Source organism: Azospirillum doebereinerae, assembly GCF_003989665.1.
GTDB classification, from domain to species: domain Bacteria; phylum Pseudomonadota; class Alphaproteobacteria; order Azospirillales; family Azospirillaceae; genus Azospirillum; species Azospirillum doebereinerae.
On the sequence record NZ_RZIJ01000009.1, the window covers coordinates 180090 to 198460 of the forward strand.

The 18371-nt window shown below is 69.7% G+C and carries 22 protein-coding genes; 8 read left to right on the forward strand and 14 right to left on the reverse strand.

The annotated features are described in order from the left end of the window. Window positions 1-292 precede the first annotated feature (292 nt). Window positions 293-763 (forward strand): hypothetical protein, encoded by a 471-nt coding sequence (locus tag EJ913_RS13625; protein ID WP_126998684.1) that lies wholly within the window; start codon window positions 293-295, stop codon window positions 761-763. A gap of 14 nt (window positions 764-777) precedes the next feature. On the opposite strand, the gene EJ913_RS13630 is transcribed toward EJ913_RS13625, so the two are convergent. After that, window positions 778-1377 carry a GNAT family N-acetyltransferase gene (locus EJ913_RS13630; protein WP_126998686.1) on the reverse strand — a complete coding sequence of 200 codons (600 nt, stop codon included), beginning with the start codon at window positions 1375-1377 and terminating at the stop codon, window positions 778-780. A 231-nt stretch (window positions 1378-1608) separates the two neighbouring features. On the opposite strand from EJ913_RS13630, the gene EJ913_RS13635 reads away from it, so the two are divergent. Continuing rightward, window positions 1609-1935, forward strand: coding sequence for an ACT-like domain-containing protein (locus EJ913_RS13635; protein WP_126998688.1), 327 nt, complete (start codon window positions 1609-1611; stop codon window positions 1933-1935). Window positions 1936-1943: 8 nt separating this feature from the next. Here EJ913_RS13635 and EJ913_RS13640 read toward each other — a convergent pair whose 3' ends face one another. Then, the gene (locus tag EJ913_RS13640; protein ID WP_126998690.1) at window positions 1944-2843 is read right to left on the reverse strand and encodes a CDP-alcohol phosphatidyltransferase family protein; all 900 of its coding nucleotides are present in this window, start codon (window positions 2841-2843) and stop codon (window positions 1944-1946) included. Further along, window positions 2840-3535: a phosphatidylserine decarboxylase gene (locus EJ913_RS13645; RefSeq protein WP_126998692.1), complete on the reverse strand. Its 696-nt coding sequence runs from the start codon at window positions 3533-3535 to the stop codon at window positions 2840-2842. Before EJ913_RS13645 ends, EJ913_RS13640 begins: the two co-directional genes overlap by 4 nt. 131 nt (window positions 3536-3666) lie before the next feature. Here EJ913_RS13645 and EJ913_RS13650 point away from each other — a divergent pair, with 131 nt between their 5' ends. Beyond that, window positions 3667-4125 (forward strand): hypothetical protein, encoded by a 459-nt coding sequence (locus EJ913_RS13650; RefSeq protein ID WP_126998694.1) that lies wholly within the window; start codon window positions 3667-3669, stop codon window positions 4123-4125. 4 nt (window positions 4126-4129) lie between these two features. On the opposite strand, the gene EJ913_RS13655 is transcribed toward EJ913_RS13650, so the two are convergent. The 5 genes from EJ913_RS13655 to EJ913_RS13675 all read right to left on the reverse strand — a co-directional run bounded on the left by EJ913_RS13655 (window position 4130) and on the right by EJ913_RS13675 (window position 9428). Continuing rightward, window positions 4130-4567: a DUF29 domain-containing protein gene (locus EJ913_RS13655; RefSeq protein WP_126998696.1), complete on the reverse strand. Its 438-nt coding sequence runs from the start codon at window positions 4565-4567 to the stop codon at window positions 4130-4132. Window positions 4568-4646: 79 nt separating this feature from the next. Beyond that, window positions 4647-5720, reverse strand: coding sequence for a BMP family ABC transporter substrate-binding protein (locus EJ913_RS13660; protein ID WP_126998818.1), 1074 nt, complete (start codon window positions 5718-5720; stop codon window positions 4647-4649). A gap of 73 nt (window positions 5721-5793) precedes the next feature. Next, window positions 5794-6726, reverse strand: a complete 933-nt coding sequence (locus tag EJ913_RS13665) for an ABC transporter permease (RefSeq protein WP_126998698.1) — start codon at window positions 6724-6726, stop codon at window positions 5794-5796. After that, on the reverse strand, window positions 6723-7799 hold the full coding sequence (locus EJ913_RS13670) for an ABC transporter permease (RefSeq protein WP_126998700.1): 1077 nt from the start codon (window positions 7797-7799) through the stop codon (window positions 6723-6725). Before EJ913_RS13670 ends, EJ913_RS13665 begins: the two co-directional genes overlap by 4 nt. 51 nt (window positions 7800-7850) lie before the next feature. Further along, the gene (locus EJ913_RS13675) at window positions 7851-9428 is read right to left on the reverse strand and encodes an ABC transporter ATP-binding protein (protein WP_126998702.1); all 1578 of its coding nucleotides are present in this window, start codon (window positions 9426-9428) and stop codon (window positions 7851-7853) included. Between the two features lie 244 nt (window positions 9429-9672). Between EJ913_RS13675 and ygfZ the strand changes: the two genes are divergently transcribed. Further along, window positions 9673-10584, forward strand: a complete 912-nt coding sequence (gene ygfZ / locus EJ913_RS13680) for a CAF17-like 4Fe-4S cluster assembly/insertion protein YgfZ (protein WP_244939349.1) — start codon at window positions 9673-9675, stop codon at window positions 10582-10584. Between the two features lie 100 nt (window positions 10585-10684). Beyond that, the gene (locus EJ913_RS13685; protein WP_126998704.1) at window positions 10685-11188 is read left to right on the forward strand and encodes a PRC-barrel domain-containing protein; all 504 of its coding nucleotides are present in this window, start codon (window positions 10685-10687) and stop codon (window positions 11186-11188) included. A gap of 87 nt (window positions 11189-11275) precedes the next feature. Here EJ913_RS13685 and EJ913_RS13690 read toward each other — a convergent pair whose 3' ends face one another. Genes EJ913_RS13690 through crcB form a run of 4 tightly spaced genes read right to left on the reverse strand, consistent with a single transcriptional unit; the run spans window position 11276 to window position 14135 of the window. Beyond that, entirely contained in the window at window positions 11276-11986 is a 711-nt protein-coding gene (locus EJ913_RS13690) for an ATP12 family chaperone protein (protein ID WP_126998706.1), read from the reverse strand. Window positions 11987-11989: 3 nt separating this feature from the next. Beyond that, complete coding sequence (locus tag EJ913_RS13695; protein WP_126998708.1) at window positions 11990-12676, reverse strand: HAD-IA family hydrolase; 687 nt, start codon at window positions 12674-12676, stop codon at window positions 11990-11992. Then, window positions 12673-13734 (reverse strand): RluA family pseudouridine synthase, encoded by a 1062-nt coding sequence (locus tag EJ913_RS13700; protein ID WP_126998710.1) that lies wholly within the window; start codon window positions 13732-13734, stop codon window positions 12673-12675. The genes EJ913_RS13695 and EJ913_RS13700 overlap by 4 nt, the downstream gene beginning before the upstream one ends. Then, complete coding sequence (crcB, locus tag EJ913_RS13705) at window positions 13734-14135, reverse strand: fluoride efflux transporter CrcB (RefSeq protein WP_126998712.1); 402 nt, start codon at window positions 14133-14135, stop codon at window positions 13734-13736. The genes EJ913_RS13700 and crcB overlap by 1 nt, the downstream gene beginning before the upstream one ends. A 103-nt stretch (window positions 14136-14238) precedes the next feature. Here crcB and EJ913_RS13710 point away from each other — a divergent pair, with 103 nt between their 5' ends. Further along, on the forward strand, window positions 14239-14853 hold the full coding sequence (locus EJ913_RS13710) for a cysteine hydrolase family protein (protein ID WP_126998714.1): 615 nt from the start codon (window positions 14239-14241) through the stop codon (window positions 14851-14853). 104 nt (window positions 14854-14957) lie between these two features. Here EJ913_RS13710 and EJ913_RS13715 read toward each other — a convergent pair whose 3' ends face one another. After that, window positions 14958-15740, reverse strand: coding sequence for a hypothetical protein (locus tag EJ913_RS13715; RefSeq protein ID WP_126998716.1), 783 nt, complete (start codon window positions 15738-15740; stop codon window positions 14958-14960). Window positions 15741-15990: 250 nt separating this feature from the next. On the opposite strand from EJ913_RS13715, the gene EJ913_RS13720 reads away from it, so the two are divergent. Beyond that, window positions 15991-16707 carry a haloacid dehalogenase type II gene (locus EJ913_RS13720; protein ID WP_126998718.1) on the forward strand — a complete coding sequence of 239 codons (717 nt, stop codon included), beginning with the start codon at window positions 15991-15993 and terminating at the stop codon, window positions 16705-16707. A 12-nt stretch (window positions 16708-16719) separates the two neighbouring features. On the opposite strand, the gene EJ913_RS13725 is transcribed toward EJ913_RS13720, so the two are convergent. Beyond that, entirely contained in the window at window positions 16720-17601 is an 882-nt protein-coding gene (locus EJ913_RS13725) for a hypothetical protein (protein WP_126998720.1), read from the reverse strand. 137 nt (window positions 17602-17738) lie between these two features. Between EJ913_RS13725 and EJ913_RS13730 the strand changes: the two genes are divergently transcribed. Next, on the forward strand, window positions 17739-18329 hold the full coding sequence (locus tag EJ913_RS13730) for a hypothetical protein (RefSeq protein ID WP_126998722.1): 591 nt from the start codon (window positions 17739-17741) through the stop codon (window positions 18327-18329). The last annotated feature ends 42 nt before the right edge of the window (window positions 18330-18371 follow it).

The window sequence follows — 18371 nt, forward strand, 5'->3', positions numbered from 1 at the left end:
CTGGAAGGGGCGCCGGGGAGGACGCCGAAGGGGGCGAGGATGGTATGGGCAAGGGCGCTCCACCGTCCGTCGTCTTGGGGAAACCGCGATGCGGCGGCACCCAGTGTAGCAGGCGGCCCGGCCCCTGCCGAGCCTCCGTCGTCCGGGTATGGGCACGCGGTCTTGCACGTAGCATTTTAAACGGAACCGCCTCGAGACATTTAGCGGACATTTTAAGTTTTCGGGAACACTTGCCTTGCTAGGCTGTTTCGAGTCAGGAATCCTAGACCCTTCCCACTGGTGATCCCGTCCCGTGTCCAGCATCCCCGCCCTGCCATCGCCGTCGAGCGCGCAGAGCCCCACCGGGCTGGCGAAGCTTCGGCAGATGCTGGCGAGCGACGCCGCGGCGGTGCAGCCGATCCGCCGCGTTCCGGGCGAGGAGGAGCGCAAGCGCTCCGAGGAGCAGGCCAAGCTCGACGCGACCGACGACGCGCTGAAGGGCAGCGGCCGGGCGGAAGCGGAGCAGACCGGCACGCGGTCGCGCGCTGCGGGGGCCGGGGCCGGCGGGTTCAGCATCGGCGGGACGGCCACCGACAGAGGGCCGGTCACCGCCACGGCGGCGGCGCCCTCGGCGCTTCCCAACGCCGGCTTCGAGACCCAGCGCATCCATCAGGAGATCGTCGGCGAAGGGCTGCACATCGAGCCGTGGTCCGACGCCATCGACGCCTACCGCCGCGCCGACGCCGGGATGAACACCCCGATGCTCACCCAGGTGGCGGTGTAGCCCTTACACCCTTTTCAGTCCCGATCGACCGACCGCCGCAGCAGGATGCTGCCGCCCTCGTGCGGCAGGCGGGCGTGCCAGGGGATCGCGGCGCGGCCGGCCTCGACGAATCCCTCCCCGGCGTAGAGGCGCTGCGCCGGCTGGTTGTCGGCCCAGACATGCAGGGTGACGCGGTCGAAGCCGCCCGTCCGCGCCCGCTCGTAGAACCAGTTCAGCAGCCGGCCGGCGATGCCCCGGCGGCGGAACACCGGATCGACCGCCAGCGCCGACAGGAAATAGCTGCCCCAATCGTGCGTCGCCGTGAAGGGGGCCAGATGCGCGACCCGGTCGGGGGGCAGGCCGCTGTAATCCTCGGTCCGGATCCAGTCCACCGGGTAGCCGTGCGCGACGCCGACCACGCGGCCCCCGATCTCCGCCAACCCGCTCTGCCGGTGCGACAACGAACCGGTGCCCCCGGCGAGGCCCGGCGCCAGCATCTCCCGCGCCGTCAGGCCGGGCACCAGCCCGTCGAGCAGGAATTCGTAGACGCCGCCCCCGGCGATGTCGATCAGGCGCGCGAGGTCCAGCGCGTCGTCGGCCTGGGCCGGGCGGATCATGATGCCGTCGTCGCTCATCTCCGACCTTCACTTGTTCTTGGGCATTCGCACCGGGTGTGGCCGGCCTGCGGGATTCCGCCGGAGCGGATCGCTCGCCGGTTGACGCGGCCACCGTCACACCGTAGCCTACCCGCCATGAACGCGCATCGTCTTGTCGGCATTCTGCGAATTAGCGGCCCGGTTCTCCTTTGAGAGCCGGGGAAACGCTCGCCCTCACATCGCAGGCCGCCTGAAGACAAGAGACGCACCATGTCCAGCACCGTCACGCTCGCCCCGCCCGCCGCCGAAGCCCGGCCGGTCGAACCCGGCCGCCGCGTTGGCTTTTCCGTCGTCGCCGACGCCGATCCGGGCACCCTGCCCCGCATCCTCGAACTGGTCGCCAAGCGCGGGCTGGTTCCCGACGCGCTGAGCAGCGTCCTGGCCGGCGACACGCTCGCCATCGAGATGGAGGTCGTCGGCATGGCCCACGCCGAGTCGCGCCACGTCGCCAACTGCCTGAGCCAGATCCCGATGGTGGCGCGCGTCACCGTGACGGAACGCGCGCCGGCCACCGGCTTGGCGGTCGCGGCGGAGTAGGCCGCTCCTCAGAGCGGCTTGGCCGTTTCCCCAGGGGTCGTGCCGGCTTCGGCGGGCGCGTCCTCGGCCGGAACCGGCTCGACGATCTCGCCCTTCATCAGTTCGGCGGCGCGTTGCAGCTTGCGGAACTGCAGGATCGAGAACGGCAGGGTGGCGAGATAGGCCAAGCCGATGATCGACAGCGTCCACCAGGGCTGGCTGACCATCATCGCGGCGATCAAGCCGACGCCGGCCAGCGCCGGCACCACCCACTGGGCCGGAACGCGGGCGCCCTTGAACGAGAAGGTCGGCAGCGTGCTGACCATCAGCCCGCCGATCATCAGCGTCCACGGCACGATCACCACCGGGTGGCCGATCCAATCGGGACCGGCCTCGAAGCCCAGCGTCATCGGCAGCAGCACCAGCCCGGCCCCGGCCGGGGCCGGCACGCCGGTGAAGTAGTTGTACGCCCAGGGCGGCAGGTCGACCACGCCCAGCCGCGAGTTGAAGCGCGCCAGCCGCAGCGCGCAGCACACGGCGTAGGCCATGGCGGCGATCCAGCCCAGGCTGCCCGCCCCGTTCAGCCCCCACAGATACATCATGAAGGCCGGGGCGACGCCGAAGCTGATCGCGTCGGACAAGCTGTCCAACTCCGCCCCGAACTTGCTCTGCCCGTTCAGCAGCCGGGCGATCCGCCCGTCCAGCGCGTCGAGGATGGCGGCGATCACGATGGCGATCACCGCCGGCTCCCACCGCTCCTGAATGGCGAAGCGGATCGCCGTCAGGCCCGAGCACAGCGCCAGCACGGTCAGCACGTTGGGCAGCAGGTGGTTGATCGACAACCCCTTCAGCCGCGGGTGCGGACGGCGCGGGCGGCGGACGCGGCCGGGCCGGAAGATCGGCTGGTTGAAGACGGGCGGGCGCTTCATCGCCGCACGTCCCCGACTCGCTGGGCCTCGTGGCTGTTCAGGTCGGCCAGCACGGTCTCGCCGCCGATGGCGTTCTGGCCGACGCAGACCAGCGGCGCCACGCCGTCCGGCAGGTAGATGTCGGTGCGGCTGCCGAAGCGGATCAGGCCGAAACGCTCGCCGGCCTTCACGTCCTGCCCCGCCTTGACCCACCACAGGATGCGGCGCGCCACGAGGCCAGCGATCTGCACATAGGCGATCTCGCGGCCGTCGGGCAGGCGCTGGCGGAAGGCCATGCGCTCGTTCTCGTCGCTCGCCTTGTCCAGCGCGGCGTTGACGAAGGTGCCCTTGTGGTACTCGGCCGCGACGATGGTGCCGTCGGCCGGGACGCGGTTGACGTGCACGTTGAACACGTTGAGGAAGACGCTGATTCGGGTCAGCGGCTTGTCCCCCATGCCCAGTTCCTTGGGCGGCACCGCCGGGACGATCATGGTGACGCGCCCGTCGGCCGGGCTGACCAGCAGGCCGGGCCGGGTCGGGGTCACGCGGTCGGGGTCGCGGAAGAAGTAGACGCACCACAGGGTCAGGACCAGGCCGGCCCAGCCCAGCGGCACCCACAGGAGCCCCAGGATCAACGAAACCACGGCGAAAGCGGCGATGAACGGCCAGCCAGCGCGGTGAATCGGAACGACGACGGTATCGATGGCGGACATCGCCTCTTTCTTCACTTTTTCAGCCGATTACGAACAGGCATTCTAGACGCCCGTTCCAAGCCTTTACAGAATTTTAGCGGCGGCACAGGATGCTGACCGTCGGATCCTTCTCCAAACCCGAGTGCGCGCCCGTGTCCGTTCCCGATTTGAAGACCATTCAGTCGCTGGCCGAGGTGCCCGACGGCGCCCTGCCGATCACCCCCGGCTCCATCGTGATGACTCCGGAGGGGGTTCTCGGCATCGCCAAGCCGCCCAAGCCCTGCAAGCTGAACTTCATGGCGGACGGCCTGCCCTTCAACGTCGCGGTGCGCCACGAGGGCGAAGGGTCGGTCTGCCAGATCTGGGCCGACGTCGGCCATGTGCCCTACACCGCGCAGGCGCCGGAGCGCCGCCGCACGCTGCTGGCGCTGCTGCGCGGGATCGAGGGGCTGAAGAACGTGAAATTCATCGTGCAGGAAGGCCAGAAGATCATCCTGTTCTCGGAAACGACCTTCGAGCATCACGCGGCCCCGGAGGATTTGTTCCACCAGACCGTCCTGGTCTTGCAGGAGGCGCGGCCCTTCCTGCGCTTGCTGGGGCCGTATCTGTAGGGGGTCAGGCGTCCGGCCAGAAGCCGTGGTCGATCATCGTATCGAACGACCATGGGCATGACGGCGGGAACGTCGACTCGCTCAGACCCGTTTCCCGCTCCGCTTCGACGAGCGCCAACCGATAGGCATCGCTGATGGCCTCCGCGCGTTTGGACTTCAGACTGGGATTGTCGGCCATATGGTCGGCCAACCGGTAACGCTGCTCCTTGATGCTCAACCGCCAGCTGTTGCCGCGCAGGCCCGGCTGAAAACGCCATTTCAGCAGGTGGAGCATCAGGGTGACCAAGCGGTTGACCAACTCGCGCTTCTCGGTCTTGCCCATGCTCTCGATCTCCTCGGCGATGCGCGCGATGTCCGCCGAGTCGAATTTTCCGGCGCGCAGCAGCGCCGCCTGCTCATTCGCCCAGGCGTAGAAATCACGGTCGTAGAGGGTCTGGTCCATGCCTGTCCTCCTCACGGGGAGTCTCCCGCGAGGGTGCGGGCCGGGATGCGTTCCCGGCTCGCCGTCCTGCGCGGTGCGCTTACTTCGGAACCTTGCCCTGAACGCCCTCGACGTACCAGTCCATCTTCAGGATCTGCTCGTCGGTGGCGGTCTTGCCCTCGGGGATCACCACCTTGCCGGACTGGTCCTTGACCGGACCCTGGAAGGAGTGGCGCTTGCCCGACATGATGTCGGCCTTGATCGTGTCGGCCAGCGCCACGACGTCGGCCGGGATCGCCGGGTTGTAGGGGGCCAGGAACAGCATCTTGTCCTTGAAGCCGCCCCAGGTGTCGACCGACTTCCACGTCCCGTCGAGCACCGCCTTGACGCGGTCGACGTAATAGCCGTTCCAGTCGTCGACGATGGCGGTCAGGTGCGACTTGGGGCCGAAGCGGGTCATGTCCGACGACTGGCCGACCGACCACAGCCCGCGCTCCTGCGCGGTCTGCACCGGAGCCGGGCTGTCGGTGTGCTGGACGATGACGTCGGCGCCCTGGTCGATCAGCGCCTTGGCGGCCTCGGCCTCCTTGCCGGGGTCGTACCAGCTGTTCACCCAGACGACGCGGACCTCGGCCTTCGGGTTCTGCTCGCGCAGCGCGATGGTGAAGGCGTTGATGCCGCTGACCACCTCGGGGATCGGGAAGGAGCCGATGTAGCCGATGACGTTCGACTTGGTCATCTTGCCGACGATGGCGCCGATCACCGTGCGGCCCTCGTAGAAGCGCGCGGAGTAGGTGGCGACGTTGGCGGCGCGCTTGTAGCCCGTGGCGTGCTCGAACTTCACGTCGGGGTAGCGCTGGGCGACCTTCAGCGTCGGGTTCATGAAGCCGAAGGAGGTGGTGAAGATCAGCTTGTGGCCGCTGGCCGCCAGCTGCTCGATCACGCGCTCGGCGTCGGCGCCTTCCGGAACGTTCTCGACATAGGTCGTGGTGACCTTGTCGCCGAGCTGCTTCTCGACCGCCAGACGGCCCTGGTCGTGCTGGTAGCTGTAGCCGTGGTCGCTGATCGGACCGACATACACGAAGCCGACCTTCAGCTTGTCCTGGGCGGCGGCCGTGCCGACGCTCAGCGCGATGGCGGCGGCACCGGCCAGCCCCAGCAGCGTCTTGCCCATCGTCCTTCTGTTCACGTCAAAGCTCCTTGGGGTGTTGGGTTGCCGAGACTTGTTTCGTTTTTTGATTGGGCGGTCAAGAATCGGGATGGAACAGCTTGCCCAGACAGGCCGGCGCGTTCAAGCGAATGCGGGCGACATCCCGCGAAATCAGCACCAGGACCAGGACGGTCGCCAGATAGGGCAGCATCGACAGGATCTGCGAGGGGATGTCGATGCCGAAGCCCTGCACGTGCAGCTGCGCGATGGTCACGCCGCCGAACAGCCACGCGCCCAGCATGACGCGGACCGGCTTCCAGGTGGCGAAGACGACCAGCGCCAGCGCGATCCAGCCGCGCCCGGCCGTGATGTTCTCCGCCCACATCGGCGTGTAGTCCATCGACAGGAAGGCGCCGCCCAGCCCGCTCATGGCGCCGCCGAACATCACGGCCAGGAAGCGGATGCGGATCACCTTGTAGCCCAGCGCGTGGGCGGCGTGGTGGTTCTCGCCGACCGCCCGCAGCACCAGACCGGCCCGCGTGCGGTAGAGGAAGAGATGCACCAGCGGTACCGCCGCGATGCCGAGATAGACCAGCAGGTCCTGCCCGAACACCGCCTGGCCGACCACCGGCAGGTCGCTCAGCACCGGGATGTGCAGCTTGGGCAGGCCTTCCAGCGGAATGCCGACGAAGCCCTGCCCGACCAGCGCCGACAGCCCGACGCCGAACAGCGTCAGCGCCAGCCCGGTCGCGACCTGGTTGGCCAGCAGCAGCAGGGTCAGCACGCCGAACAGCGCGCCCATCGCCGCCCCCGCTCCCGCCGCGATCAGCAGGCCCAGCGGCGCGCTGCCGGTCTTCACCGTAATGGCAAAGCCGCAGACGGCCCCCATCAGCATCATGCCCTCGACGCCCAGGTTGAGGACGCCGGACTTCTCGGTCACCGCCTCGCCAAGCGCGGCGAAGAGAAGCGGGGTCGCCGCCGCGAACATCGCCGCCAGGATGGGGCCGACCAAGGCGAATTCGGCGCTCATGCCACGGCCCTCCGCGCGCCGATTCGCACCCGGTAGCGGATCAGCACGTCGCAGGCCAGCAGGAAGAACAGCAGCATGCCTTGGAAGACTCCGGTGATGGCCTTGGGCAGGCCCATGGCGATCTGCGCCGCCTCGCCGCCGATGAAGGACAGCGCCATCAGCAGCGCCGCCAACAGGATGCCGACCGGGTGCAGCCGGCCCAGGAAGGCGACGATGATGGCGGTGAAGCCGTAGCCGGGCGACACGCTGGGGGTGATCTGGCCGATCGGACCGGCGATCTCGCCCATCCCGGCGATTCCGGCCAAGCCCCCGGACAGCAGCAGGCTGAGCCAGATGATCCGTTTCTGGTCGAAGCCGGCGTAGCCCGCCGCCGCCGGGGTCAGGCCGATGACCTTGATCTGGAAGCCGATGAAGGTCCGCGCGATCAGCACCCAGCCGGCCGCCACCGCGAACAGCGCGAAGGCGGTGCCCAGATGCACGCGGGTGCCCGACCACAGGATCGGCATCACCGCGTCGGCCTCGAACAGCCGCGATTCGGGGAAGGCGAAGCCGTCCGGGTCGCGGTAGGGGCCATGGACCAGATAGTTCAGCGCCAGCAGCGCCACATAGGTCAGCATCAGGCTGGTGAGGATCTCGCTGGCGTTGAAGCGGATGCGCAGGTAGGCCGGGATCGCCGCCCAGGCCATGCCGCCGGCCGCCCCGCCGATCACCATCAGCGGCAGCAGCCACCAGCCGCCCTCGCCGTAGAAGGCCAGCGCCAGACCGCCTCCGGCGATGGCGCCCATGGTGAGCTGCCCCTCCGCCCCGATGTTCCAGACGTTGGCGCGGAAGCCGATGGCCAGCCCCACGGCGCAGAGGACCAGCGGCGTCGCCTTGACGATCAATTCGCCGATGCCGCGCTTGCTGGAGACGGGATCGATGAAGAAGGCGTGCAGCGCCTTCACCGGGTCGAAGCCCAACAGCAGGAACAGGATGAATCCGCTCAGCAGCGTCAGCGCGACGGCGAGCAGGGGCGTCGCGTAGACCATGGCCTTGGAGGCCTGTCCACGCGGTTCCAGACGGATCAGGCTCATGCGCCGAATTCCCTCACGACGTTGCAGCGCACGACTTCACAGCATGCGGGATCACAGCGCACGGACGATCTCCCCATCCTCGTCCGGCGGCGTGGCGAACAGGCCGCCCATCAGCAGGCCGATGCGCTCCACGCTGGTCTCGTGGGTGGGGCGGCTGTCGGACAGGCGGCCGTGGAAGAGCACCGAGATGCGGTCGCTCAGCACGAACAGCTCGTCCAGATCCTGGCTGATGACCAGCACCGCCGCGCCCGAGCGGGCCAGCCCGATCAGCGCCTTGTGGATGGCCGCCGCCGCCCCGGCGTCGACGCCCCAGGTCGGCTGGCCGACGACCAGCAGCTTGGGCCGTTGCAGGATCTCCCGCCCGATGATGAACTTCTGGAGGTTTCCGCCCGACAGCGACCGCGCCTCCGCCTTGTGCCCGTGGGCGACGACGTTGAAGCCCTTGATGATCGTCTCGGCGTAGGCCCGCGCCCGGCCGAAATGCACCAGCCCGCCGCGCACCAGCGGCTCGCGGGCGTAGCCCGACAGCAGCGCGTTCTCCGACAGGCTCAGCTCCGGCACGGCGCCGCGCCCGAGCCGCTCCTCCGGAACGAAGGCGAGGCCCAGTTCGCGGCGCGCGCGGGGGCCGAGATGCCCGGACGATACGCCCTCGATGACGACGGAGGCCGGGTCGGCGACCAGCGCCTCGCCGCTCAGCGCGGCCATCAGCTCGGCCTGCCCGTTGCCGGCGACCCCGGCGATGCCGAGGATCTCGCCCGCCCGCACCTCGAAGCCGACGTCCTTCAGGCTGGTGGCGAAGGGGTTGTCCGACGTGGTCGAAAGATGCTTCACCACCAGCCGGGCCGCGCCGGATTCGCCGGCCGGCGGGCGTTCGGGGGTCGACAGCTCGGTTCCGATCATCAGTTCGGCCAAGCCCCGCGCGGTCTCCAGGCGCGGGTCGCAGGCGCCGACCACCTTGCCGCCGCGCAGCACCGTCGCCCGCCCGCACAGCGCGCGGATCTCCTCCAGCTTGTGCGAGATGTAGAGGATCGTGCAGCCCTCCGCCGCCAGCCGGCGCAGGGTCTCGAACAGCTTGGACGCCTCCTGCGGGGTCAGGACCGAGGTCGGCTCGTCCATGATCAGCAGCTTGGGGTCCTGCAACAGGCAGCGCACGATCTCCACCCGCTGGCGCTCGCCCACCGACAGGTGGAAGACGTGCCGCTCCGGGTCCAGCGCGAGGCCGTAGCGCTCCGACACGGTGCGGATGCGCTGGGACAGCGCGTCCATCGGCCCCGGCCCGTCGAGGCCGAGCGCGATGTTCTCCGCCACGGTCAACGTGTCGAACAGCGAGAAATGCTGGAACACCATCCCGATGCCGAGCCGCCGGGCGCCCGCCGGGTCGGGCACCACCGTTTCCCGCCCCTGCCACAGCAAGGTGCCGGAATCGGGGTGCAGCACCCCGTAGATCATCTTCACCAGCGTCGATTTGCCGGCCCCGTTCTCACCCAGCAGGGCGTGGATCTCGCCCGGCTGGAGAACCAGATCCACATGATCGTTGGCGAGACAGCCGGGAAAACGTTTGGTGATGCCGCGCAGCTCCAATCGGGGCGGCGGGGCGTCCGAGGCGTGGCTCTTGGCGTGCGAGTCCAATGAGGACGGATCCAAAAAAGTGAAACCTTCGGGGCAATGCCAAAGCCGTGCCACCTCCGGGCAGAGGTATGCGGGCGGGATGCCGCGCGTCAACAACGGATCGCCTGCCCAAGCCCTGTGCATCTGCACTTTCCAACGGCAAGCTTGAGCCATGCTGGGGTGAAAGGCAACCATGCGCCCCGGCGGCCTTGCCAACCCGCCCGATCCATCCAACACTCCGTCCGGCATGAGGGAATCGGAGACGATGATGGCGACGGGTGCGGCTGGATACGCGGTGCTGGAGCATCGCGGCGTGGTGGCGGTGTCGGGCGAGGACCGGGCGGCGTTCCTGCAAGGGCTGGTGTCCAACGACATGCTCCGCGTCAACGAGTCGCGGGCGGCCTACGCCCTGTTCCTGACGCCGCAGGGCAAGTTTCTGCACGACTTCACCATGGTCGATTCGGGCGGCGCCCTGCTGCTCGACCCGGAGACGGAGCGCCGGGCCGACCTGCTGCGCCGGCTGAAGATGTACAAGCTGCGCTCGAAGATCGCGCTGGAGGACCGCGCCGACCGGATGCGCGTCGCCGTGGCCTTCGGCACGGGCGCGCTGGAGGCGCTGGGGCTGCAGGCCGAGGCCGGCGCCGCCGTGGGCTTCGGCGGCGGCCTGGCCTTCACCGACCCGCGCCTGCCGGGGCTGGGCGCGCGGCTGTTCCTGCCGGCAGACGGGCTGGAGGCGGCGCTGGAGGGTGCCGGGCTGACGCGCCGGGACGGGGCGGAGTACGACCGGCTGCGCCTGTCGCTGGGCGTGCCGGACGGCAGCCGCGATCTGGTCCCGGAGAAGTCGATCCCGCTGGAGAACCGGCTCGACGCGCTGAACGCGATCTCCTGGGACAAGGGTTGCTACATGGGGCAGGAGCTGACCGCCCGCACCAAGTACCGGGCGCTGATCCGCAAGAAGCTGTTCCCTGTGACAATCGATGGACCGCTGCCCGAGGCCGGAACTCCGGTCACGCTCGACGGCAAGGAGATCGGCGAGCTGCGCAGCGGGCGCGACGGCGTGGCGCTGGCCTTGCTGCGGCTGGAGGAGGCCAATCGGGCGGCCGAAGCCGGGCTGTCCCTGAAGGCCGGCGATTCCGGGCTGAGCCCTCGCACGCCGGAATGGGACACCACCCCTTAAGGATAGTCCTCCGCCTTAAGAGTTCGCGTTCCAGGAAACCGAACCGCCTCCTTCCGTGTTGTTGGCGTGTACCGTTTGCAACGACAAAGGAGCCACCACAATGCGTCGCACCCTGATTGCCGCCTCCGCCACGCTGGCCCTCCTGTCCGGCGCGGCCTTCGCGCAGACCACCGCGCCGTCCGCCACCAGCCCGTCCAGCTCGCCCTCGACCATGTCGAACACGGCGGCGCCGGTCGCCACCGATCCGGTCACCGCGGGCGGCCTGACCAACGGCAAGCTGGCCAGCGCCGACGCGCTGATCGGCAAGAACGTCTACGGCCGCGACAACGACAAGCTGGGCGAGGTCGACGACGTGATCCTCGACACCAACGGCCAGGCCAAGCAGCTCGTCATCGGCTCGGGCGGGTTCCTGGGCATCGGCGAGAAGAAGGTCGCGGTCGAGTACAACGCCGCCAACTGGGATTCGGCCAACAACCGGATCAACCTCTCGGGCATGAGCCGCGACGACGTGAAGGCGATGCCGGAGTTCAAGTACGACGACACGATGACGTCGTTCAACCGCAGCAAGAAGCCGGCGGGTGACGGCAACGTCATCGCCAAGTAAGCGTACCCCTCCGTCCGGTCTTGCCCCCGCAGCCGGATGACGCGAGAAGGCCCCCTTCCCCAGCGGAAGGGGGCCTTTTCCGTTTCCTTACGCCCGCAGCAGATCGACGAAGCGCCGGCAGGCGTCGATGTCGAGGCGCAGGAGTTCCCGGCGCTTGGTCGTCTCCGAATCCTCGCCCCAGCGCTCGATCTCGAAGCTCTCGTCGATCTGCGAGGCTTCGAACGCCTCGGCCGCGTCGATGCGGCCCTCGAGGAGCGCCAGCGCGACGATCAGCGAGCCGCAGGCCCCCGTCACGGTCTGCAGCGCCGCCAGCGTCCAGTCGTCGTAGCCTTCCACCACGTTGCGCAAGGCGCGCAAGGCTTCGGGCGCCTGCGGCTGCGGCATCAGCCCGGCGCAGACCCGCAGGGGGGCGTCGTAGTGCAGCGCCGCCCAGTCGAGCAGCGGCTGCCACACCCGCGCCTGCCGCTCCACCAGGGTTTCCGGGTGCTCGGCGCGGTAGCAGAGCAGGTCGGTCTCGGCGTAGGCCGAGACCGCGTCGACGATCTCGCCGCGCTTGGCCGGGACCAGATCGACCGCCGTGCTGGCGAGCTGCATCAGCGGCATGGCGGCGGCGTCGATCTTGTCGCCCTGGGCCTCCCACTCCGCCGCGACGCCCTGGGCCAGCGCCTGGGAGCGGAAGACCAGCGGGGCCTTGGCCGGGCTGCGGATGGGACGGCCGTCCAACTCGACCTGGAAACCGGCCCCAGAGGCGGAGGCCGGCGCGGCGCCGACGGCGGCGCCCTTGTAGAAACGCTTCATCGCTTACCTTTCCAGCAGATCCAGCACCGCGCGCGCGACCTCGGCCCCGCCGTGGACGATGCGGTCGGCGCCGGCCGCCTCAAGCTCCGCCACCGCGTGGTAGCCCCAGGACACGCCGACCGACGCCACCCGCGCGTTGCGCGCCATCTGGATGTCGTAGGTGGTGTCGCCGATGACGACCGTGCCGGCCTCTGCCGCCCCGGTCTCGGCCAGCGCGCGCTGCACCATATGGGGGTTCGGCTTGCCCGGCCCGACATCGGCGGTCTGCAGGGTGACGAAGCGGCCGGTGATGCCGTGCCCCTTCAGCACCGCGTCCAGCCCGCGCCGCGACTTGCCGGTCGCCACCCCCAGCAGCACCCCGGCGTCGGCCAGCGCGGCCAGCGTGTCGAGGATGCCGGGGAACAGCGGCTCGTGCACCTCGCCCCGGCCCCGGCTGGCGGCGAAGGCCCGCTTGTAGCTCTCGGCGACGGCGACGTGGAGATCCGGCGCCTCCGCCGGCAGCAGCAGGGCGACCGCCTCGACCAGCGACAGCCCGACCATGCGGCGGACCGCCATCGGGTCCGGCACGCCCAGCCCATGCTCGGCCCAGGCCGCCGTCATGGCGTCGATGATGGCGAACTGGCTGTCGACCAGCGTCCCGTCGCAGTCGAACAGAGCCAGACGCAACGAGGGGCGCAACGGCGCGGTCATTCCAGATCCTCAAAGGGGTCGTCGCGCAGGTTGGCGCTGAAGCCCAGATACTTCCAGGTCGCCAGCATGTGGTCGGGCAGCGGCGCCGTCACGTCGATGGCCTTGCCGCCGCGCGGGTTGGGCAGGATCACCCGGCGGGCGTGCAGGTGCAGCTTCTTGGTCAGCTCGGCGCCGGCCAGGAAGGCGTCCTGCCCGGCGTATTTGCCGTCGCCCAGGATCGGCGTGCCGATGGCCGCCATGTGGACGCGGAGCTGGTGGGTGCGGCCGGTGCGCGGCCACATCGCCACGAAGGCCGACTGCTTGCCCGTGTTCTCCAGCACCGAATAATAGGTCAGGGCGCGGCGGGCGTCCTCCTTGCCCTCGGCGACGCGCTCGCCGTGGGGGCCGGCCTCCTTGGCGAGCGCGAGGTCGATCTTGCCCTGGTAGGGCTTGGGCACGCCGACCGTCGCCGCCCAGTAGATCTTGCGCACCTCGGTGCCGCGGAACATCTCGGTCAGCTTGGTGGCGGCGAAGCTGGTGCGCGCCAGCAGCAGGACGCCCGAGGTGTCCTTGTCGAGCCGGTGGACCAGCTTGGGCCGCTCGTTGCCGTCGAAACGCAGCGCGTCCAGCAGGCCGTCGAGGTGCTTGGCGGTGTTGGTCCCCCCCTGCACCGCCAGCCCGGCCGGCTTGTTGATGGCGATCACGTCGGCGTCGCGGTAGAGCACCATCGCCTGCAACTCGGCCGCCTGCTTGTCGGAGACCAGCGGCTTGGGCTTGCCGGTGACGACCAATGGCCCCTTGGACGACGGCGCGGCCCAGTCGGCCAGCGGCGGCACGCGGACGATCTGCCCGGCGGCCAGCCGGTCGGAGGTCTCGGCGCGCTTGCCGTCGATGCGGACCTGCCCCGTGCGCAGCAGCTTTTGCAGGTAGCTGTGGTTCACGTCGGGGTAGTGGCGCTTGAACCAGCGGTCGAGGCGCATGTCGGCCTCGTCCCCCGTCACCTTGCGGTTCTCGACCCGGCTTTCCTTGGGCGAGTCGGACGCGGGCTTGGGGGCGGGGTTGGAGGCGGAATCGTTCATCACAGAGACACCGGAACAAGAGAACGCACGGCCCACAGGCCGGCAAAGAAACCAAGGATGGACAACGCCACCGAGGCCAGAAGGTACCCCATCGCCGCGCCCAGCTCGTTCCGCCCCACCAGGACGCCGATGTCCAGGGTGAAGGAGGAGAAGGTGGTGAAGCCGCCCAGCACGCCGACCAAGACCAGCGCGCGCGTCTCCGGCGACGGCGACCAGGCCAGCGCCGCCAGTTCCGACAGCACGCCCATCGCGAGGCAGCCGGAGGCGTTCACGATCAGCGTCCCGAAGGGAAACCGCGTGCCGAGCCATTGCCCGACCGCCAGGATCAGCAGGTAGCGGGCCACCGATCCGGCGGCGCCCCCCACGGCGACCGCGAGCAGGGAGACAGGCGAAGCGAGCACGGATCCTCACGGGGGTTGACGGGACAAGGGGGAGTCGTGGCCGAATAGAGCCAGAAACGCGCCCGCTTGTCACGCGGCGGACGCTTGGACCGGGAGCGCGCGCATGGAAAGACCACCAGAAGGGCTGACGGAACGCCTGCCCACCGACGCCGCCCTGCTGGTGGTGGACCTGCAAAAAGCCATCGACGATCCGCGCTGGGCGCGGGTCGGTCCGCGCAACAACCCGCAGGCGGAGGCCAACGTCGCGGCGCTGCTGGGCGCGTGGCGGCGGGCCGGGCGGACGGTGGTGCATGTGCGCCACGATTCGACGGAGCCGGGATCGACCTACCGTCCCGGCGGGCCGGGGCATCCGTTCAAGGACGAGGCGCTGCCGCTGCCCGGCGAACGGGTGGTGGCCAAGACGGTGCACAGCGCCTTCGTCGGGACCGATCTGGACGCGTGGCTGCGGGAACGCGGGATCGGGACGCTGGTCGTCGTGGGCGTCATCACCAACAACAGCGTCGAGGCGACGGCGCGGATGGCCGGGAATCTCGGCTACGACACGCGGGTGGTGAGCGACGCGACCTTCACCTTCGCCCGGCTCGACTGGTCGGGCCGGCACCGGACCGCCGAGGAGGTCCACGACCTGTCGCTGGCGAACCTGTCGGGGGAATACGCGACGGTCATGGACACGGCGGCGGTGCTGGCGGCGGTGCTGGCGGCGCTGGGCGGCGGCTGAGACCGGCGCGGGCCGGGCCGGAGACGGCGGGCGGTTTGGAACGTTTGAAACGCCGTGGAACGCTTTTCCGTCCCGTTCCGTGGTCCTCGGCACGCCCGGCCGGGTCATCCGGCGCGCTCGCCGGACAGCCGGTACACGCCCTTGCCGCGCCGCTCCTCCGCCGAGCCGAGGCTGGGGTAGGCGTCGTCGGGGTTGAAGGTCCAGGGATAGGCGCCCTTGGGGCCTTCCGCCTCCGGCCGGGCCAGGATGGCGGCGATGGCGGAGGGGTCGGGCAAGACGTGCTCGCGAAAGGCGCCGGGGACCGCGTCGTCGTCGTCGAAGGCGGGGAACAGGGGTACGGCCGGCGGACCGAAGACGGTTTCGGCGGGCGCGGCACGATCACCGGTGACGCCGAAGCCCTCTCCCGCCCCGGAAGAGGGAGACAGGTGGGCGCCGGGGTCGGACGGTTGAGGGAAGCCGGTTCCGGTTTCGGGCTGGGGCCGGAGGGAAGCGTCCGCCGCCGCGAACAGGCCGAGCCGGTCGGCCGCCCAGCGCACCGTCGCCGGATCGCCCATCGCCACCAGCCGCTCCACCTGCTGCGCCACCAGATCGCGCAGCGACGACAGCCGCAGCTCCGCCTCGCGGTTCAGCGCCTGACGCTCCCACCAGACCCGGACGCGCAGGGGTTGCGAGCCGTAATAGGCCCGCCACAGCGTGGTGCGGCTGCACCCCATGGCCCGCGCGACGTGCAGGAAGGAGGATCCGCGCGCCAGCATGCCGGCGGCCATCACCCATTGCTCCTCGGCGAAGCGGGATCCCGGAACCAGCGAACCGTCCGGCGGCACCGGGGGTTCCTCGGCCCAACGGGGGAAGTTGGCGGTGGGAGAGGCGGGCGCGTCGAGGGGCATGGCGGGGCTCCGGGGGCGAGGGAAAAGGGCGCGTCATGGTATAGGTAAATTTTCCTTTTCGCGGGGGTTTTTGCAAGAACCCGGCTGGCTGTGGCTTTGCTCCATCGCGACTTCCCCTTGAAGCTGGCGCGATGGACCGGCGGCCTGAGCTGTTTGACGGCATCGAGGGCCGCAAGCAGCCCGTCCGGACGCGTGCCGGCGCCGTTTGGCGACGCCCTTTCCCCCCACCCACCAACCGCAGGCTCTCCCGATGCCCGAACCCGACACCTCGATGTTCACGCTCGATCCCGCGCCGAAGGTCATCACCTTCGACTGCTATGGCACGCTCGTGCGGTGGCACGAGGTGCTTCTGCGCGAGATCGGCGCGACGCTGGCGACGCACGGCGCGGGCGGCGTGAGCGCCTCCGCGATCCTCGACAGCTTCTCCGCGCAGGGGCGGCGCCTGACGGCGGAGAGGCCGCACCGCCTCTACAAGGACATCCTGCGCATCGGCTTCGCGGCCGCGTTCGGCGAACACGGCCTGACCCCGAGCGCGGACGAGATCGAGGGCATCGCGGCGTCCCCCATGACGATGGGGCCGCACCCCGAGGTCCCGGAGGCCCTGCGGCGGCTGCGCGAGCGCTACAAGCTCGCGATCTTCACCAACTCCGACGACGACCTCATCGCGCCGACCGTGGCGCGCATCGGCGTGCCCTTCGACCACGTCATCACCGCCGAACAGGCGCGGGCCTACAAGCCGTCGCGGCAGCTCTTCGAATACGCCCACCGCAAGATGGGCGTGACGCCGGACGAAACGGTGCACGTGGCGATGGGCATGCACTGGGACATGAAGGCCTGCCATGACCTGGGTCTGCGCGGCATCTGGGTGAACCGGCGGGGCGAAACCGGCAACCCGGACTGGCTGCCCTACGCGGAGGTGTCGGACCTGGATGGAGCGGCCGCCCTGCTCCTGCCGCCAGGACGCTGACCTCAGCCGCCCTCAGCCGCCCATGCCCACGCCGAAGATCCACCCCTCCTGCCGCCGCGCCCGCTCGTCCAGCGCGGGTGGCGCCCAGGCCTCCGGCCAGCCGGCCAGCCAGCGCAGCCCCGCCGCCGACACCAGCGCGTCGGAGTCGTGGTCGCTGACCGCGCCCGTCAGCCCGGCCGGGCGGGAGCCGAGTTGCGCCAGCGCCGAATCCACCTCCGCGCCGTCGCGGATCTTCCGCTGGCCGAAGCCGGTGCGCTTCAGGAACAGGCGCGGGTACATCTCGGTCAGCACGGTGCGGCCGGGCGCCGGATCCTCGAAGGGCCAGACGGCGACGCGCTCCGGCTCGGCGATGCGCAGCGCGCGCAGCATCCGCATGCCGGCCAGCCCGCCCTTCCCCACCTGCTTGGAGCCGATCAGCTTGTAGGGGCTCTGCGGGTTGCCGAGGCCGTCGGCGCGGCAGGCCAGCTCCGTCGCCCGGTGCGGATCGTCGTACCAGTCCGGCTGCGGGCCGCGATGCCAGAATCCGGCGCCGTGCAGCGCGTGCTCGGCAAACGGCGCGCCGCCGAAATCCGGCTCGCCGGCGCAGACCTCCTCCACCGCGTCCCAAAGGTCGAAGACGGTGGCGTCCTGTCCGGGAAAGCCGCGCGCCGCCACCGCGAAGGGCAGGGAAAAGGCGCAGTCGATCCCGACCAGCGCCGGCTCCCGCACCCGTTCCGTCCGCAGCCAGTCAAACACGGCGGTCCGCGACCACCAGCCGCCCGGCCCGGTCACCAGCCGTGGCGCCTCGTGTCCGGCCGCGCATTCGGCCACCGCGACGCCGGCGTAACGCTTGCCGCGCGCCCCCGACCAGTCGATGGCGACGAAGCGACGGAAACCGTGGGGAGGAAGCGTCATGGATGGCGTCGGGCAGCGGGATGATGGGGCGAAGTCAGGGCGGGGACTTTCTCATTATGCGGTAACAAGCCGATTGCCCTTCTTCAATTGCGTGCGTATTCCGGATGGAAATCCATCATTTTGTCGCGGAGATGCGAATGGCCGATGCGATCGACGACCTGATCGCGAACCCGACGGCGTTCCTCAGCAAGAACGTCATCGAGAACTACGACTCTCCAGCCAGCGGGCTTTGCGATGGCTCGGTGGAGGCCGTGATGAAAGGGCATGTGCGTTCGGCCGACGGCCATTCGATGGGAAATCTCACCTATCTTTCCCTGACGCCCACCGCCAGCAAGACGGCCAGGATCGCATGGCTCAAGTACAACGACAACATGACGACGACCCTCGACGTCGGGTTCTGGACCTCGGCGAAGGTCGTCATGACCAACCTGCTGACCGGATGTTCGTTCGGGGTCAAACGCTTCAAGATGGGCGGCATCCGGATCGCCCATTCCAACCTGAAGACAGCCGGTCAGATCAATGTGGCGGCCAACGCGACGGCCCTGACCGGCTACGGTGTCCAGCTCCACAAGGCGGGCTACATCACCGGGACGAACGACAGCCTCGGCGCCGAATGCTGCATCGTCTATGGCGTGGCCGGCACCTTCGGCTGGACCTTCTACGCCCAGATCCTCCGGAACTACAGCGGCGGATACGGCGAGGTGAACAGGGTCGTCAATCTTGGGTGAGGCCGTCCCGGCGCGGGCGCCGCCGGGCGCCGCCGGGCGTGC

Bases quoted from the DNA above. Each gene is read 5' to 3' on its own strand.
- EJ913_RS13630 (WP_126998686.1), bottom strand. From the start codon at position 1,377: ATGAGCGACGACGGCATCATGATCCGCCCGGCCCAGGCCGACGACGCG.
- EJ913_RS13635 (WP_126998688.1), top strand. From the start codon at position 1,609: ATGTCCAGCACCGTCACGCTCGCCCCGCCCGCCGCCGAAGCCCGGCCG.
- EJ913_RS13640 (WP_126998690.1), bottom strand. From the start codon at position 2,843: ATGAAGCGCCCGCCCGTCTTCAACCAGCCGATCTTCCGGCCCGGCCGC.
- EJ913_RS13645 (WP_126998692.1), bottom strand. From the start codon at position 3,535: ATGTCCGCCATCGATACCGTCGTCGTTCCGATTCACCGCGCTGGCTGG.
- EJ913_RS13655 (WP_126998696.1), bottom strand. From the start codon at position 4,567: ATGGACCAGACCCTCTACGACCGTGATTTCTACGCCTGGGCGAATGAG.
- EJ913_RS13660 (WP_126998818.1), bottom strand. From the start codon at position 5,720: ATGGGCAAGACGCTGCTGGGGCTGGCCGGTGCCGCCGCCATCGCGCTG.
- EJ913_RS13665 (WP_126998698.1), bottom strand. From the start codon at position 6,726: ATGAGCGCCGAATTCGCCTTGGTCGGCCCCATCCTGGCGGCGATGTTC.
- EJ913_RS13670 (WP_126998700.1), bottom strand. From the start codon at position 7,799: ATGAGCCTGATCCGTCTGGAACCGCGTGGACAGGCCTCCAAGGCCATG.
- ygfZ (WP_244939349.1), top strand. From the start codon at position 9,673: ATGATGGCGACGGGTGCGGCTGGATACGCGGTGCTGGAGCATCGCGGC.
- EJ913_RS13685 (WP_126998704.1), top strand. From the start codon at position 10,685: ATGCGTCGCACCCTGATTGCCGCCTCCGCCACGCTGGCCCTCCTGTCC.
- EJ913_RS13690 (WP_126998706.1), bottom strand. From the start codon at position 11,986: ATGAAGCGTTTCTACAAGGGCGCCGCCGTCGGCGCCGCGCCGGCCTCC.
- EJ913_RS13695 (WP_126998708.1), bottom strand. From the start codon at position 12,676: ATGACCGCGCCGTTGCGCCCCTCGTTGCGTCTGGCTCTGTTCGACTGC.
- EJ913_RS13700 (WP_126998710.1), bottom strand. From the start codon at position 13,734: ATGAACGATTCCGCCTCCAACCCCGCCCCCAAGCCCGCGTCCGACTCG.
- EJ913_RS13710 (WP_126998714.1), top strand. From the start codon at position 14,239: ATGGAAAGACCACCAGAAGGGCTGACGGAACGCCTGCCCACCGACGCC.
- EJ913_RS13715 (WP_126998716.1), bottom strand. From the start codon at position 15,740: ATGCCCCTCGACGCGCCCGCCTCTCCCACCGCCAACTTCCCCCGTTGG.
- EJ913_RS13720 (WP_126998718.1), top strand. From the start codon at position 15,991: ATGCCCGAACCCGACACCTCGATGTTCACGCTCGATCCCGCGCCGAAG.
- EJ913_RS13725 (WP_126998720.1), bottom strand. From the start codon at position 17,601: ATGACGCTTCCTCCCCACGGTTTCCGTCGCTTCGTCGCCATCGACTGG.
- EJ913_RS13730 (WP_126998722.1), top strand. From the start codon at position 17,739: ATGGCCGATGCGATCGACGACCTGATCGCGAACCCGACGGCGTTCCTC.